Raw genomic sequence first — 16,406 nt, 5'->3', positions numbered from 1 at the left:
CATGAAACTCGACTCCTACTGGAACGACTCGGTGCCCGCGCTGGCGCTGGACGCGCACGATCTGCCGGCGCAGGCAGACGTGGTGATCGTCGGTGGCGGTTTCACGGGGTTGTCGGCGGCGCTGGCGCTGGCCCGGCGCGGCGCCAGCGTGGTCGTGCTGGAAGCGGGCGAAAGGGTGGCGCCCGAGGCGTCGGGGCGCAATGGCGGTCATGTGAACAACGGCTTGGCCGTTGACTACGCCGACCTGGCCGCCAAGGTTGGCGTGGACCGCGCCCGCGCCTGGTATCACGCTTACGACGCCGCCGTGGATACGGTCGAGCGCATTGTGCGCGACGAAGGCATCGCCTGCGACTTCCAGCGCAACGGCAAATTGAAGCTCGCCACCAGGCTGTATCAGATGGACGCCCTGCAACGCAGCGCGGACCGGCTGATTGCGGATGGTGTGGATCGGGATGTCGAGATACTCGATGCTGCCCGCGTGCGCGCGGAGGTGCAGAGCGAGCGCTTCCAAGGCGGCTTGCTCTACAAGCGCAGCGGCCAGATGCACATGGGCCGTTTCGCGCAAGGCTTGGCCATGGCGGCGCAACGCCAGGGCGCCCAGATTCATACGCGCACTTGCGTGCAACGCGTCGAGCGAGTGCAGGGGCAGGTTCATCGCATCTACACCACGCGCGGCATGGTGCTGGCCAAGCAGGTGCTGCTGGCGACCGGCGCGTCGCGTCATGGCGGATATGGCACGTTCGGCTGGCTGCGTCGGCGCATCGTGCCAATCGGCAGCTTCATCGTTACCACCGAACCGCTCGGTGCGGAGCGTGCGCACGCGTTGCTGGCAGCGCGCCGCACGTATGTGACGGTGGCGAATATTCACCACTACTTCCGCCTCACGCCAGACCACCGGCTGGTGTTTGGCGGCCGCGCTCGCTTTGCGGTGTCCAGCCCACAGCAGGACGCGGTGAGCGGCGAAATCCTGCGCGCCGGCCTGACGGAAACCTTCCCGCAGTTGCGCGATGTGCGCCTCGATTACTGCTGGGGCGGGCTCGTCGACATGACGCAAGACCGCCTGCCGCATGCGGGGGAGCGTGACGGCCTGTTCTATTCCATGGGCTACAGCGGGCATGGCACGCAGATGTCCGTGCACATGGGCGAGCGCATGGCCGAAGTCATGGCCGGCGACGCTGCGGCCAACCCGTGGCGCGATCGCGCGTGGAGCGCCATCCCCGGTCACTTTGGCCCACCGTGGTTCTTGCCGGCGGTGGGCATGTACTACCGGCTCAAGGACCGATTTGCCTAAGCTGTGCCGCAAGCGCCGTCTTCCGCAGTTCCGCACGATCACAACGCATTTCATTCAGACCAGATCCATCAGGAGCCCCACCATGAGCGACAGCCATAACGAGTTCGAGAACCTTGTCGGTCCCGCCGAAAGCCAGCGCGTGATGGCGTCGCTCAAGCGGGGTGCCTCGCGACGCGATGTGTTGAAGATGCTGATGGCGGGCGGCATGCAGGCCACGCTCGCCGGCAGCCTGGCCGGTACGGCCGTCAGCGCGTATGCACAGACGCCGCGCCGTGGTGGGCGCATCCGCGTGGCGGCGGCCACCGCAGCAGCGACCGATACGCTCGACCCGGCCAAGCAGTCGAACCAGAACGACTACGTGCGCTGCAACATGGTCTACAACGGACTGTTTGTGCTGGACGGCAGCCTGACGCCGCGCCCCGCGCTGGCCGAGTCGTACCACACGGCCGATGCCAAGACCTGGGTGCTGACGTTGCGCAAGGGCGTGACGTTCCACGATGGCAAGGCCCTGTCCCCGGCGGATGTGGTGTATTCGATCATGCGCCACAAGGATCCGGCCACTGCGTCAAAGGCCAAGGTGCTGGCCGACCAGATCGAGAGCGTCAAGGCGACCGGGCCGAACGAGGTGACGGTGGTGCTGACCGCTCCGAACGCGGACTTGCCCGTGATCCTTGGCACCTTCCACTTCCATATCGTCAAGGAGGGCACGACCGATTTCAGCGCCGGCATCGGTACCGGCCCGTACAAGATCAAGGAGTTCAAGCCGGGCGTGCGTACGGTCGTCGTGCGCAACGACGGCTACTGGAAACCAGGCAAGCCGTATCTGGACGAGATCGAATTCGTCGGCATCGGCGACGAAAGCGCGCGCGTCAACGCGCTGCTCTCAGGCGGGATGGACCTGGTGGCGTCCGTCAACCCGCGTGCCGTGGCGCGCGTGAAGAGCACGCCCGGCTATGCCATCTTCGCGACGCAATCGGGCCAGTACTCCGACCTGATCATGCGCAAGGATACGGGCCCGGGTGCGAATCCCGATTTCGTGATGGCGATGAAGTACCTGTTCGACCGCGAACAAATGAAGAAGACCATCGCGCTGGACTACGCGGTGCTGGGCAACGACCAGCCGATCGACCCGACCAACCGCTTCTATTTCAAGGAACTGCCGCAACGCGCGTTCGACATCGACAAGGCGAAATTCCACCTGCAGAAGTCGGGCGTGACGGGCAAGATTCCGGTGGTGGCCTCGCCGGCCGCGCAGTATTCGGTCGAAATTGCGCTGGTGCTGCAGCAGACCGCACAGCGCATCGGCCTGGACCTCGATGTCAAACGCATGCCGGCCGACGGTTACTGGTCCAACCACTGGCTGAGCAGCCCGGTTGGTTTCGGCAACGTCAACCCACGCCCGAGCGCCGATACGATCCTCACGCAGTTCTTCAAGTCCGATGCGGCGTGGAACGAGTCGCGCTGGAAGAGCCCGAAGTTCGACCAGTTGCTCGTCGCTGCGCGCGCCGAAACCGACGTCGCCAAGCGCAAGCAGATGTATGCCGACATGCAGACGATGATCCATGGGGAGGCGGGCATCGGCATTCCGCTGTTCCTCGCCAGCATCGACGGGCATACGACCAAGCTCAAGGGCCTGGCGCCGATCCCGCTGGGCGGCCTGATGGGCTATTCGTTTGCCGAAAATGTCTGGCTTGATGCCTGACGGCGCGGTGGTGGCGTTCTTGCCGAAGGTGATGAAGGGGCTGTCATGAATCGAGTCATCCTTAAGCTGCTGATGCGGCGCGTGGCGCTGGCGTTGCTGTCGTTGCTGGCGGTGTCGGTCATCGTGTTCTCCATCACTGCTGTGCTGCCGGGTGACGCCGCGCAAGAACAGTTGGGGCAGGACGCCACGCCCGAAGCCCTGGCCGCGCTGCGTGCGCAGATGGGCCTGAACGTGCCGGCGCCGCAACGCTATGCGCATTGGCTCGCCGGCATTGCGCGCGGTGACCTCGGGCAGTCGACCACCACGCAGATGCCGGTGGCCGAACTCGTGGCAAGCCGCTTGCCGAACTCGCTCCTGCTGGCGGCGGTGACGGCGCTGTTCTCGGTGCCGATTGCGCTCAGCCTCGGTGTTGCCTCCGCCGTCTGGCGTGGCTCCTGGTTCGACCGGGTGGTATCGACCGCCTCCGTGGCCGTGGTGTCGGTGCCGGAGTTTCTGGTGGCAACGCTGGCGGTGCTGGTGTTTGCCGTCAAGCTGCGCTGGCTGCCCGCGCTGTCGTACGTCAACGACATCGAATCGCTCGGCCAGATGCTGCAGGCTTTTGCCATGCCGGTGCTGAGCCTGTGCTGCGTGATCGTGGCGCAGATGATGCGAATGAGCCGCGCTGCCGTCATCGACCAGCTCGAAGCGCCGTACATCGAAATGGTGCGTCTGAAAGGCGCCTCGCCGATGCGCGTCGTGCTTGCGCATGCCTTGCCCAATGCCGTGGGGCCGATCGCCAATGCGGTGGCGCTGTCGCTGTCGTACCTGCTGGGCGGCGTGATCATCATCGAGACGATCTTCAACTATCCAGGGATCGCCAAGTTGATGGTGGATGGCGTATCGCAGCGTGACATGCCGCTCGTGCAGGCCTGCGCCATGATTTTCTGCGCGGGTTACCTGCTGCTCGTGACCACAGCCGATGTGCTGGGCATTGTCGCCAACCCGCGTCTGCGCCACCGTTGATGCTGATCCTATGAACAAGAGCCTGACGATGGAAACCACGCCAACTTCCCCTACGTTACCGGCCGGCACGCCACCCGCGCCGCCTGCACCGCGCCACCCCGTACGGCGTCTGCTGAGCAGCTTCGGTGTCACGGGCCTCATCGGCCTGGCCGTGCTGGTGTTCTGGGTGCTGGCGGCGCTGGTCGGCCCCGCGCTGCTGCCCGCGCATCTGATCATCAGCGGCGACGGCAACGGCGATGTGTTCGGACCCATGAGCGCCGCCCACTGGTTCGGCACCGATTACCTCGGCCGCGACATATTCGTCCGCGTGGTGGAGGGCGCGCGCTACACCGTGGGCGTGGCGCTGGTTGCCACCGTGCTGGCGAGCGGTACAGGCACGGTGCTTGCGCTGTTTGCCGCTGCGATGGGCGGGCTCGTCGACGCCACGTTGAGCCGCGTGCTCGATACGCTCACCGCCATCCCGAGCAAGATGTTCGCGCTGCTGATGGTGGCGGGCTTCGGTTCTTCGGTGACGATGCTCGTGCTGACTGCAGCGATCATCTACGTGCCGGGGGCGTATCGCATCGCACGCTCGCTGGCGGTCAACATCAACGCGCTCGACTACGTGACCGTGGCGCGCACGCGCGGCGAGGGCACGCTGTACATCATGCTGCGCGAGATTCTGCCGAACATCCTCGGGCCCATGCTGGCCGATCTGGGGCTGCGCTTTGTGTACGTCGTGCTGCTGTTGGCAAGCCTGAGCTTCCTGGGCCTCGGCATTCAGCCACCGTCGGCCGACTGGGGCTCGCTGGTGCGCGAGAACATCGGCGCGCTGCCGGATGCGGGCGCCTCCGTCATCGTGCCGGCGCTGGCCATTGCAAGCCTGACGATCGCCGTCAACATCGTCATCGATAACCTGCCGGGCCGGGGTCGTTCCGGGGCCCGCGAACGCGGAGGGCGTTGAACATGGGTGCGTCCGTCGTCGTAGAAGGCCTGCGCATTACCGCAGGCGAACAGACCCTCGTAGACAACCTCAGCTTTGCCATCCAACCCGGCGAAGTGCTGGCGCTGATCGGCGAGTCGGGTTCCGGCAAGACCACCACCGCGCTCGCACTGATGGGCTATGCGCGGCGCGGCTGCGAGATCGCATCGGGCAGCGTCCGCATTGGCGAAATCGATGTGCTGCACCTGCCGCCCGCAGAGCAACGCGCGTTGCGCGGACGCACCGTGGCGTACATCGCGCAGAGTGCAGCCGCGTCGTTCAACCCGTCGCGCACGATCCTGGACCAGGTGGTGGAGCCTGCGCGCATTCACGGCACGATGTCGCGCGCGCAAGCAGAGGCCAAGGCCGTCGAACTGTTCCGCGAACTGGCGCTGCCCAATCCCGAAACCATTGGCGAGCGGTATCCGCACCAGGTGTCGGGCGGGCAGCTGCAGCGGCTCATGGCCGCTATGGCGCTCATCATCGACCCGGATCTGGTGATCCTGGACGAGCCCACCACCGCGCTGGACGTGACCACGCAGATCGAAGTGCTGCGTGCGTTCCGCCGCGTGGTGCGCGAGCGCCGCGCCACCGCCGTCTACGTGAGCCACGACCTGGCCGTGGTGGCGCAGATGGCCGATCACATCCTGGTGCTGCGCGGCGGCCAGATGCAGGAGATCAACCCCACCGCGCACATTCTCGCCACGCCGGATCACGACTACACCAAGAGCCTGCTGGCCGCGGCACGGCCAAAGGCGCGCCCGGCAGAGCACTGCCTGGGCGAGGGCGAATTGCTGCTCGATGTGCAGGGGTTGGGTGCCGGCTACGGGGCGGTGGACGCCAAGGGCCAGCCCGCCACGCGCATCCTCGACGACATCAGCTTCAAGCTCTATCGCGGGCAGGCCATTGGCGTGATCGGTGAATCGGGCTCGGGCAAGACCACGCTGGCGCGTGCCATTGCGGGGTTGATTGCGCCGTGCGAGGGCAGCATGACGTTCCGCGGGAAGGCGCTCGAACCCTTGCTGGCAAAACGGTCACACGACGCGTTGCGCCGCATCCAGATCGTCTTCCAGATGGCCGACACGGCGCTCAACCCGTCGCACACCATCGAGCGCATTCTGGCGCGGCCGCTGCAGTTCTATAAGGGGCTGAAGGGCGAAGCGTTGCAGCGGCGGATTCGCGAGCTGCTGGATCTTGTCCGCCTGCCGCACAGCGTGGCCCAACGGCTGCCGGGCGGTCTCTCGGGCGGACAGAAGCAGCGCGTGAACCTGGCGCGTGCCCTGGCCGCCGAGCCGGATCTGATCCTGTGCGACGAAGTGACTTCCGCGCTCGACACGGTGGTAGGCGCAGCGGTGCTCAACCTCATGGCCGACCTGCGGCGCGATCTGGGCGTGTCGTACCTCTTCATCAGCCACGATCTGCATACGGTGCGGGCGGTGTGCGACGAGATTGTCGTCATGCAGCACGGCCGCAAGCTCACGCAGGTGGCGCGTGCCGATTTCGATCGCGGCCCCCACCATCCGTACTACGAACAACTTGCCAACTCGGTGCCTGAATTGCGTCAGGGCTGGCTTGACGAGCGGGACCGCACGGTGACCCATGCCGCGGCGGTCTCCATCTAACAGAGAAAAAAAAGGAACGACATGATTCCCGCATTTCGCATCGCGATCATTCCAGGAGACGGCATCGGCAAGGAGGTCATGCCCGAAGGCCTGCGCGTCATCCAGGCGGCGGCCGAGCGCTTTGGCTTCGAGCTTGAGTGCCACACCATCGATTGGGCCAGCTGCGACTACTACCAGCAGCATGGCCAGATGATGCCCGACGACTGGAAGGCGCAGCTCAAGGGCATGGACGCGATTTTCTTTGGCGCGGTCGGCTGGCCAGCCACGGTGCCCGATCACGTCTCGCTGTGGGGCTCGCTGCTCAAATTCCGCCGCGAGTTCGATCAATACATCAACCTTCGCCCCGTGCGTTTGTTTGAGGGCGTGCCGTGCCCGCTCGCCAACCGCAAGCCCGGCGACATCGATTACTACGTCGTGCGCGAGAACACCGAGGGCGAATACACATCGCTCGGCGGCATCATGTATGAAGGCACCGATCGCGAAATCGTCATCCAGGAATCGGTCTACTCGCGCAAGGGTGCAGAGCGGCTGCTCAAGTTCGCCTTCGACCTTGCGCAGAGCCGCGAGCGCAAGCACGTGACGCTCGCTACCAAGAGCAACGGCATCGCCATCAGCATGCCGTGGTGGGACAAGCGCGCGGATGAAGTCGCGCAGCAATATCCCGATGTCACGCTCGACAAACAGCACATCGACATTCTGACCGCGCGCTTCGTGCTGCAGCCGGGTCGCTTCGATGTGGTGGCCGCCACCAACCTGTTCGGCGACATCCTGTCCGATCTTGGGCCCGCGACGACGGGCACGATTGGCCTGGCGCCTTCCGCCAACCTGAACCCCGATCGTACGTTCCCTTCGCTGTTCGAGCCGGTGCACGGCTCGGCGCCGGACATCTACGGCAAGAACATCGCTAACCCGATTGCGATGATCTGGTCGGGCGCGTTGATGCTGGATTTCCTGACGCAAGGGCAGGGCGCGGGGCGTGCGGCGCACGACGCCATCGTCGCGGCCATCGAAGCCGTGCTCAAAGATGGCCCGCGCACGCCGGACCTGGGCGGCACTGCCAACACCACGCAGGTGGGCGAGGCGATTGCCGCGCACGTTGCGGGTGCCTGAATTTCATTTGCTGTGGAACAGAACACCATGTCTCTCTCACTCAATCGTGCGGACCTGATCCGCAGCGCAAACTACATTTCCGGCGAATGGCTGAGCGCAGCCGGCCCGCTGCTTGACGTTACAGACCCGGCCACCGGCAACCTCATCACGCGCGTGCCCGATTCCGGCGCGGACGAGGCACGCGCCGCGCTGGACGCCGCGCATGCCGCCTTCCCGACGTGGCGCAAGGTGCCCGCCAAACAGCGCGCGCAGATCATCAAACGCTGGAACGATCTCGTGCTGGCGCATCAGGACGACCTTGGCAAGCTGATCTCGCTGGAGCAGGGCAAGCCGCTGGCCGAAGGCAAGGGCGAGGTGGCCTACGCCGCGAGCTACATCGAATGGTTTGGCGAACAAGCCACGCGCATGAACGGCGAGGTCATTCCTGCGCCCGTGCCGGGCCGGCGCATGTTTGCACTCAAGGAGCCGGTGGGCGTGGTGGCGGCCATCACGCCGTGGAACTTCCCGGCGGCGATGATCGCGCGCAAGATCGCCCCGGCGCTCGCGGTGGGCTGCACCGTTGTCTGCAAGCCCGCCGAAGACACGCCGCTGACATCGCTCGCCCTCGTGCGCCTGGCACAGGAAGCCGGCGTGCCGCCAGGCGTGCTCAATATCGTCACCGCCTCGCGCGAGCGGACGCCGGAGGTGGTGGACGTTTGGCTGGACGATGGCCGCGTGCGCAAGATCACGTTCACGGGCTCGACGCCGGTCGGTAAGCATCTGGCGCGCCGCAGCGCCGACACGCTGAAGAAGCTGTCGCTCGAACTCGGCGGCAATGCCCCGTTTGTCGTGTTCGACGATGCGGACATCGACGCCGCCGTCGATGGCTTCATGGCAGCGAAGTTCCGCAACGGCGGGCAGACCTGCGTGAGCCCGAACCGCGTGTTCGTGCACGACGCGGTGCACGATGCGTTTGCCGCCAAGTTGGCCGCACGCGTGGCTGCACTCAAGGTCGGGCCGGCCACCGACCTGGCTTCGCAGATCGGCCCGATGATCAACGCGCGTGCGGTTGAGAAGATCGACCGGCACGTGCAGGACGCCATCGCCAAGGGCGCCAAGGTGTTGACCGGCGGTGCGCGCCTGACCCAGCTCGGCGCCAACTACTACGCGCCCACGGTGCTGATCAATGCTGATGCCACCATGGCCTGCGCCTGCGAAGAAACCTTCGGCCCCGTCGCGCCGCTCACGCGTTTCACCACCGAAGAGGAGGTGATTGCCGCTGCAAACGACACGCCGTTTGGGCTGGCTGCCTACTTCTACAGCCAGAACGTGCGTCGCATCTGGCGCGTGGCCGAAGCGCTGGAGACCGGCATTGTCGGCATCAATGAGGGCGCGCTGGCCGCCGAGGCTGCGCCGTTTGGCGGCGTGAAGGAATCCGGCTACGGCCGGGAAGGCTCTGTTCACGGGCTGGACGACTATCTCCACACCAAGTACGTCTGCCAGGGCCAGCTCGACTGACGGGGCGCGTTGCAGGGCGGCACGATTGGCGGTACGGTCACGCGTATCCCAATCGTGTTCCGGAGGCCCCATGGCCGACAACCTGGCTCCGTCCTCTTCGTCTACGCCGGAAAGTCCGGCTGAAGGCACCGTGGAAGCCTGCCCGTCCACGCGCGCGCTCGAACTGGTCGCCGGCAAATGGGCGCTGCGCATCTTCCCTGCGCTGGAAAACGGCCCCGTGCGCAACAACGAACTCCTGCGCCGCGTGGGCGACGGCATCTCGCAAAAAATGCTCACGCAGACGCTGCGCGAGCTGGAAGCCAACGGCCTCATCCTGCGCACCATTTACGACAGCGTGCCGCCGCACGTCGAATACCGTCTCAGCCCGCTCGGTGAATCGCTCAACCGCACGCTCGTCGGCCTGGACGACTGGGTGCGCGCGCATTGGCCCGAAATGGAACGGATTCGGAAAAATCAGGTCGATTCCGATTGACATTCGCGCGATCTGCCGGACGCTTTGTGCAGATGCAGCATTTTTCCGATAGTATTCGGGGCCCATGTTTGTGACGAATCTTTCCTCCGCCTTGCCGACGTTGTCTCGCGCCACCGCGCGGGGCGTGCTGTCGCGCGTGCGCGGCGTGCGGTGGATCGTCACGATCTGGTGCCTGTTGTTTACGGTGTCGGTGTTCTCGGCCACGCATTTTCCCGATGGCCAGGCTGCGGACGACGCGCTGGAAGCCATCGAAGCCGTGGTCGACGACATGCCCGGCGATGCTCCGCCGGTTGCCGAGCCCAGCAAGGGTTTCGAGCGCGCCATCAAGGTCGCGCTCGGCAAGGCGGTCAAGCAGCCCGGCCAGTGTTTCAGCGTCGAACATTGGGTTGCGCACGCTCCCGATGTGCCCGACGCGCCCACGACCAGTGCCGCCGCCCCCGATCACCCCAGCGACGCGCCGGAACTCTGGCTGCCGCCGCCTCCCATGGTGTTGACGCCCGGCCTGCGTGTCGCGCGCGTCCGTGTTTCCCTTCCTCCGTTCCAGGCCGGCCCCACGCCGGCCCCCATGCTGCGCCCGCCCGCACGCGCCTGATCTCCGGCATTCGCCGGAAACCATCCCCTTGAGTTGCTAGTGCTGCGCCAACCGGCCCGTTGACCGGCTGGGCGTTCGCGCTTGCCTGTTCTTCTTTTTCAGGATGATTTCGGATGTTGTCCAATCAGGATGCGGCCAACCCGCGCCCCACAGCAGGCGCGCGCGCGTCGCGGCGTGCTGTTCTTTCCGCTGTGCTGACCGCGATGGCCGTCCATGCCAATGCAGCGCCGCCGGTGCCCTCACCGCGTGGTGCCCAGACCGCCACCGCCCGCGCCGACGAGGCGCTCCCGCAGCCGCGCTACACCTTGCAGCAGTTGCTGGAACTGGCCCGCGCCAACCACCCGGCGCTCGCCGCTTCACAGGCGCAGGTGCAGGCGGCGCAGGCGGGCATCACCACCGCGCGCGCGTGGCCCAACCCCGAGGTGGAAGCCATGGCCGGCCGCCAACGTGCCCGCATGCCGGGTGCGGCGGAAGGCCGCACCAATAGCGTGTCGATCACGCAAAAGCTCGATTTGCCGTGGCAGCGCGCCGCGCGTACGCAGGCAGCCGATGCCGCGTACGAAGCGTCGCAGGCGACCGCCCGATCGCAGGCACGCGATGTGGAAGCCGATCTCAAGCTGCGCTTTTACGACGTGGTGCGCCGCGAGGCCGAGCAGCGCAACGCGCGCGAAGACGTGACGCTGGTCGAGCAGATCCGCCGTGGCGTGGCCGTGCGCGTGGAAACCGGCGAGGCCCCGCGCTACGAACTCATTCGTGGCGACGCGGAACTGCTCAACGCGCAGCGCAACGAGCAGGCCGCCGCACTGCGTGTGCAGCAGGCGCTGGCTGAACTGCGCCGTGCCGTGGGCGCCGATCTGCCGCTCACGTTCGACGTCGATGCCGGTGCGGAGACGCCGTCCGTCGCGCATCTGCCGCCGCTGGCGGATCTGGTCAATACGGTGCTCGCCACGCATCCGGAGCTGGAAGCCGATCGCGCCGCCGTGCGCGAGGCCGAAGCGCGTCTCGCGCACGAGCGCAGCCAGCGTTGGCCGTCGCTGGCGTTGCGCGGGTCGGTCGACCGCCAGCCCGATCTGCAGGACAGCCGCGTGGGCCTGGTGATGTCGATTCCGCTGTTCGACCGCCGCGATGGTCCCGTCGGTGAAGCCGTGGCCGCCCGCGAACGCGCCCGCGCTCTGTTGCGCGACCGCGAGTTGCGCACGCGCCAGGCAGTGGAATCGGCCTATCGGCAATACGAGATTGCGGAGTCGCAAGTCAGTGCGCTCGAATCCGGTGTCATCAAGCAGGCCGAATCGGCGCTGCGCGTGGCCGAAGCCGCATACCGCCACGGCGAGCGCGGGATTCTCGACTACCTCGATGCCCAGCGCGTCTTCCGCCAGGCACGCAATGACCTGATTGCCGCACGCGCGGACCTGCGCACCGCCGCGGTTGAACTCGACCGCCTGCGCCCGGAGGCCCCATGAAACGCCCCAGCCATCGCGTTGCCTCCCGAACTTACGAATCCAGCCAGACCATGACCGCACGTTCTTCTTTCTCTTCTTCGATCCGGCTGGCCGGCGTCGCCCTGGCGGCGATGTTGTTGCTGGGCGCCTGCGGCAAAGATGCCGCCAACGATGCCAAGGCCGCGCAACAGGCCGTTGACCCGAACCTCGTCGTTGCACAGCCCACGCTGGTGCAGCGTCTGAAAGTGGCGCCGGTGGGCAAGCAGCCGATTGCCGAGCGCCTGCGCGTGCCGGGGCAGATTGCGTTTGACGAGCAGCGCGTGGCGCGCATCGGCGCCACCGTTACGGGGCGCGTGACGGAGCTGGTCGCCACGCCGGGGCAGAGCGTCAAGGCAGGCGACATCCTCGCGCAGCTGCACAGCACCGAGCTTGGCGCCGCGCAGCTCGCCTACCAGAAGGCCGCCGCGCAGCGCGACCTGCAGGCGCGCGCGCTGGAACGCGCCAAGCTGCTGCTGGCTGCCGACGTGATCGGCTCAGCCGAACTCCAGAAGCGTCAGAGCGAACTGGCGATGGCCGATGCCGAAGTGCGCGCGGCCGTCGACCAATTGCGCGTGATGGGCGTGTCGCCCGGCACGTTGGCGAAGATGCGCACGGGCGGCATGTCGTCGATCTCGCCCGTGGTGGCGAGCATCAGCGGCACGGTGGTGGAGCGCAAGGTGACACGCGGCCAGGTCGTGCAGCCGGCCGACGAGCTCTTTACCGTGGCCGATCTGTCGCGCGTGTGGGTGGTGGGTGAAGTGCCGGAAAACGCCGCTGCCGGCGTGCGCGCGGGCCAGGCCGTGGAGATCGACACCGGCGCGGGCGACCGCATTGTCGGCAAGCTGATCTGGGTGTCGGACATTGTCGACCCGCAAACGCGGACGGTCACGGTGCGCACCGAAGTGGACAACGCAGAGCGCACGCTCAAGCCGTCGATGCTGGCCACGCTGCTCATCCAGTCGCGGCCGGAAGAACGCGTGGTAGTGCCGACTTCGGCCGTGGTACGTGAAGACAACCGCGACTACGTGTTCGTGCGTGCCAGCGAGACGAACTACCGGCTCACGCCAGTCAAGCTCGGCGATGAATCGAACGGTGTGCGCCCCGTGGTTTCCGGCGTGCAGGCCGGGCAGCCCATCGTCGTCGAGGGCGGTTTCCATCTGAACAACGAGCGCAAGCGCGCCGAGATGGAGGGCGCATGATCGACGCATTGATTCGCGGCGCGCTCAAGCAACGGCTCGTGGTGGCAGTGATTGCCGCCGTGCTGCTGTTCTTCGGGTTGGATGCCGCACGCAAGTTGTCGCTTGACGCGTTTCCGGACGTGACCAACGTGCAGGTGCAGATCGCCACAGAGGCGCCGGGCCGCTCGCCGGAAGAGGTGGAGCGCTTTGTGACCGTGCCGGTGGAAATGGCGATGACCGGCCTGCCGGCGCTGACCGAGATGCGCTCGCTCAACAAGCCGGGCCTGTCGCTCATCACGCTCGTCTTTACCGACGAGACCGATGTGTACTTCGCGCGCCAGCTCGTGATGGAGCGGCTGATCGAGGTGCAGTCGCGCATGCCGACGGGCGTGACGCCGGTGCTCGGCCCCGTATCGACGGGCCTGGGCGAGGTGTATCAGTACACGCTCGACAAACCGGATGACGGCGACAAGGAGCTTTCGGTGGAGGAACTCACCCAGCGCCGCATTGCGCAGGACTGGGTGGTGCGGCCGCTGTTGCGCTCCATTCCGGGCGTGGCCGAGATCAACTCGCAGGGCGGTTACGAGAAGCAGTACCAGGTGCTCGTCAACCCGGAACGCCTGCGCCATCACAACGTGACGGTCAAGCAGGTGTTCGAGGCGCTGGCCGCCAACAACGCCAACTCCGGCGGCGGCGTGCTGCCGCACTTTGCGGAGCAGTACCTGATCCGCGGCGTGGGTTTGGTGCGCGACACCAACGACATTGGCGCCATCGTGCTCAAGGAGGTCAACGGTACGCCGCTCACGATTCGCGATGTGGCCGATGTGAAGATCGGCACGGCGGTGCGCGCGGGGGCGGTGGTCAAGAACGGCGTGACGGAATCCGTCGGCGGCGTCGTGATGATGATGCGCGGCGGGAACGCGAAGGAAGTCGTCGCCCGCATCCAGGATCGCGTCAAGGCCATCAACAACGACGGCATGCTGCCCGACGGCCTGAAGATCGTGCCGTACTACGAGCGTTCGGAGCTGGTGGATTCGGCCTTGCAGACTGTCATCAAGGTGCTGGCCGAAGGCGTGGTGCTGGTGGTGATCGTGCTGCTGCTGTTCCTCGGCGATATCCGTTCATCGCTCATCGTGGTCGGCACGCTGATCCTCACGCCGCTGTTGACGTTCATGGCGATGAACAAGCTTGGCATCTCGGCCAATCTGATGTCGTTGGGCGGGTTGGCGATCGCCATCGGCTTGATGGTCGATGGCTCGGTGGTCGTGGTGGAAAACGCCTTTGCGCACCTCGCCAAGCCGCGCGATCCGAACGAGAGCCGCGCGCGCGTGATCCTCCACGCCGTGACGGAAGTGGCGACGCCCGTGATCTTCGGCGTGGGCATCATCATCCTGGTGTTCCTGCCGCTGATGACGCTGGAGGGCATGGAAGGCAAGATGTTTGCGCCGCTGGCCTTCACGATTGCGATTGCGCTGTTCTTCTCGCTGGTGCTGTCGCTCACGTTGACGCCGGTGTTGTCGTCGTATCTGCTCAAGCCCAAGGTGCACAAGCACGTGGAAGGTGAGCACAGCGACGACCCCCACGCCGAGCACGACGCGCATGACACGTGGCTGATCCGCAAGATGAAGAAGCCGTATCTGCGCTTGCTGGAGCTGAGCCTGAACAACGGCCGCAAGACCGTCATCGTGGCCGTGGCCGTGTTTCTGGCCACCGGCGCGCTGATGCCGTTCCTCGGCACGGCGTTCATTCCGGAGATGAAGGAAGGCTCGGTGGTGCCCGGCATCAACCGCGCGCCGAACATCTCGCTCGAAGAGTCGATCCGCATGGAGATGGAAGCCATGCGCCTGGTGATGCAGGTGCCGGGCGTGAAGTCGGCGGTCTCCGGCGTGGGCCGCGGCGAGTCTCCGGCCGACCCGCAGGGCCAGAACGAATCGACGCCGATCGTCTCACTCAAGCCGCGCGATGAGTGGCCCAAGGGCTGGAACCAGGACGACATTGCCGAGGCGATGCGCAAGGCGCTGCAGGTGCTGCCCGGCGTGCAGATCGTCATGGCACAGCCGATTTCCGATCGCGTGGACGAGATGGTGACCGGCGTGCGTTCCGACGTGGCCATCAAGGTGTTCGGCGACGACCTGAATACGCTGCGCGAGAAGGCCGAGGCGATTGCCAAGGTGGCGCAGGGCATCCAGGGTGCGCAGGACATGCGCGTGGAGCGGATCACTGGCCAGCAGTATCTGCAGATCGCGATCGACCGCCAGGCCATTGCACGCCACGGCCTGAATGCAGCCGACGTACACAACGTGATCGAGACCGCCATCGGCGGCAAGGAAGCCACGGAGATCTTCGAGGGCGAGCGCCGCTTCAGCGCGGTGGTGCGCCTGCCGGACGCATATCGCGGCAGCGTGGAGGCCATCCGGAACCTGATCGTGGCCGCGCCCAATGGTGCACAGGTGCCGATGGAAAGCATCGCCCGCATCGATGTGACCGACGGCCCCGCGCAGATCAGCCGCGAGCTGGGCAAGCGACGCGTAGTGGTGGGCGTGAACGTGCGCGACCGCGACTTGGGCGGCTTCGTGGCCGAGCTGCAGGCGGCTGTCGCGCAGAAGGTCAAGCTGCCCGAGGGCTATTACCTGGAGTGGGGCGGCCAGTTCCAGAACATGGAACGCGCCATGGGTCACCTGAAGGTGATCGTGCCGATCACGGTGGCGGCCATCTTCTTCCTGCTCTTCCTGCTGTTCAACTCCGTGCGCTACGCCACGCTGATCATCCTGGTGCTGCCGTTTGCCTCGGTGGGCGGGATCATCGGCCTGTTCGTCACGGGTGAATACCTCTCCGTGCCGGCATCGGTCGGGTTCGTGGCGCTATGGGGCATCGCGGTGCTCAACGGCGTGGTGCTGGTCAGCACGATCCGCAGTCTGCGCGAGCAGGGCATGTCGGTAGCCGAGTCGGTGCGGCTGGGCGCGCGCATGCGCTTCCGCCCCGTGATGATGACGGCCACGGTGGCCATGCTGGGCCTGATCCCGTTCCTGTTCGCCACGGGGCCAGGCTCGGAAGTGCAACGGCCGCTGGCCATCGTGGTGATCGGCGGTCTGCTGACCTGCACGCTGCTGACGCTGGTGATGCTGCCCACGCTGTACAAATGGTTTGATGAGGAGTCGAAGGCATGAAGGAAATCCGCATCGTAGTGCGCCCGCAACTGCTGGAACGCATGCATGAAGCGCTGCGCAGTTGCCCAGGTTTTCCCGGCATGACGGTGGGCGAGGTGAATGCCTATCCGCCAACGGCCTCACAGAGTGGCGCGCATTCCATCAAGGAAGACCTGACGGAGTTCGTGCCGCGCGTGCGCATCGAGATCGTCGCTTCCGATGCGCTGGCCGGCGTGCTGTTCGAAAGCGCCGTCAAGGTGCTGGAGCATGGCCAGACCGGCGACAGCGCCATCTGGATGACCGAGGTGGTTCAGGCGACGTTCCTGCATCGCACCGGTTGAGCATCGTGTGATGC

Annotated in this window: 13 protein-coding genes; all 13 read left to right on the top strand. The window is 66.1% G+C overall.

Annotated elements, in window-relative coordinates; all coding sequences use genetic code 11:
- Position 1 precedes the first annotated feature (1 nt).
- The 13 genes from R2669_RS15225 (at position 2) to R2669_RS15165 (ending at position 16,392) form a co-directional block, all read left to right on the top strand.
- Entirely contained in the window at positions 2 to 1,291 is a 1,290-nt protein-coding gene (locus R2669_RS15225; RefSeq protein WP_316890791.1) for an NAD(P)/FAD-dependent oxidoreductase, read from the top strand.
- Between the two features lie 82 nt (positions 1,292 to 1,373).
- Positions 1,374 to 2,993, top strand: a complete 1,620-nt coding sequence (locus tag R2669_RS15220) for an ABC transporter substrate-binding protein (protein ID WP_316900985.1) — start codon at positions 1,374 to 1,376, stop codon at positions 2,991 to 2,993.
- 45 nt (positions 2,994 to 3,038) lie between these two features.
- The gene (locus R2669_RS15215) at positions 3,039 to 3,995 is read left to right on the top strand and encodes an ABC transporter permease (protein WP_316900984.1); all 957 of its coding nucleotides are present in this window, start codon (positions 3,039 to 3,041) and stop codon (positions 3,993 to 3,995) included.
- A 28-nt stretch (positions 3,996 to 4,023) separates the two neighbouring features.
- Positions 4,024 to 4,938 (top strand): ABC transporter permease, encoded by a 915-nt coding sequence (locus tag R2669_RS15210; protein ID WP_316901474.1) that lies wholly within the window; start codon positions 4,024 to 4,026, stop codon positions 4,936 to 4,938.
- 2 nt (positions 4,939 to 4,940) lie between these two features.
- Positions 4,941 to 6,578, top strand: coding sequence for an ABC transporter ATP-binding protein (locus R2669_RS15205; RefSeq protein ID WP_316900982.1), 1,638 nt, complete (start codon positions 4,941 to 4,943; stop codon positions 6,576 to 6,578).
- A 21-nt stretch (positions 6,579 to 6,599) separates the two neighbouring features.
- Positions 6,600 to 7,688: a tartrate dehydrogenase gene (locus tag R2669_RS15200; RefSeq protein ID WP_316890793.1), complete on the top strand. Its 1,089-nt coding sequence runs from the start codon at positions 6,600 to 6,602 to the stop codon at positions 7,686 to 7,688.
- Between the two features lie 27 nt (positions 7,689 to 7,715).
- The gene (locus R2669_RS15195) at positions 7,716 to 9,185 is read left to right on the top strand and encodes an NAD-dependent succinate-semialdehyde dehydrogenase (RefSeq protein ID WP_147215319.1); all 1,470 of its coding nucleotides are present in this window, start codon (positions 7,716 to 7,718) and stop codon (positions 9,183 to 9,185) included.
- 70 nt (positions 9,186 to 9,255) lie between these two features.
- Positions 9,256 to 9,657, top strand: a complete 402-nt coding sequence (locus tag R2669_RS15190) for a winged helix-turn-helix transcriptional regulator (protein WP_147215317.1) — start codon at positions 9,256 to 9,258, stop codon at positions 9,655 to 9,657.
- 64 nt (positions 9,658 to 9,721) lie between these two features.
- The gene (locus R2669_RS15185) at positions 9,722 to 10,249 is read left to right on the top strand and encodes a hypothetical protein (protein WP_316900980.1); all 528 of its coding nucleotides are present in this window, start codon (positions 9,722 to 9,724) and stop codon (positions 10,247 to 10,249) included.
- 113 nt (positions 10,250 to 10,362) lie between these two features.
- Entirely contained in the window at positions 10,363 to 11,709 is a 1,347-nt protein-coding gene (locus tag R2669_RS15180; protein ID WP_316900978.1) for a TolC family protein, read from the top strand.
- Entirely contained in the window at positions 11,706 to 12,926 is a 1,221-nt protein-coding gene (locus R2669_RS15175) for an efflux RND transporter periplasmic adaptor subunit (RefSeq protein ID WP_316900976.1), read from the top strand. The genes R2669_RS15180 and R2669_RS15175 overlap by 4 nt, the downstream gene beginning before the upstream one ends.
- The gene (locus R2669_RS15170; RefSeq protein WP_316900974.1) at positions 12,923 to 16,072 is read left to right on the top strand and encodes an efflux RND transporter permease subunit; all 3,150 of its coding nucleotides are present in this window, start codon (positions 12,923 to 12,925) and stop codon (positions 16,070 to 16,072) included. Before R2669_RS15175 ends, R2669_RS15170 begins: the two co-directional genes overlap by 4 nt.
- On the top strand, positions 16,069 to 16,392 hold the full coding sequence (locus R2669_RS15165) for a P-II family nitrogen regulator (protein ID WP_147215307.1): 324 nt from the start codon (positions 16,069 to 16,071) through the stop codon (positions 16,390 to 16,392). The genes R2669_RS15170 and R2669_RS15165 overlap by 4 nt, the downstream gene beginning before the upstream one ends.
- Positions 16,393 to 16,406: the final 14 nt, after the last annotated feature.

The organism is Ralstonia edaphi (assembly GCF_958350185.1).
GTDB lineage: Bacteria > Pseudomonadota > Gammaproteobacteria > Burkholderiales > Burkholderiaceae > Ralstonia > Ralstonia edaphi.
This window is presented reverse-complemented; position numbering and strand designations above follow the sequence as displayed.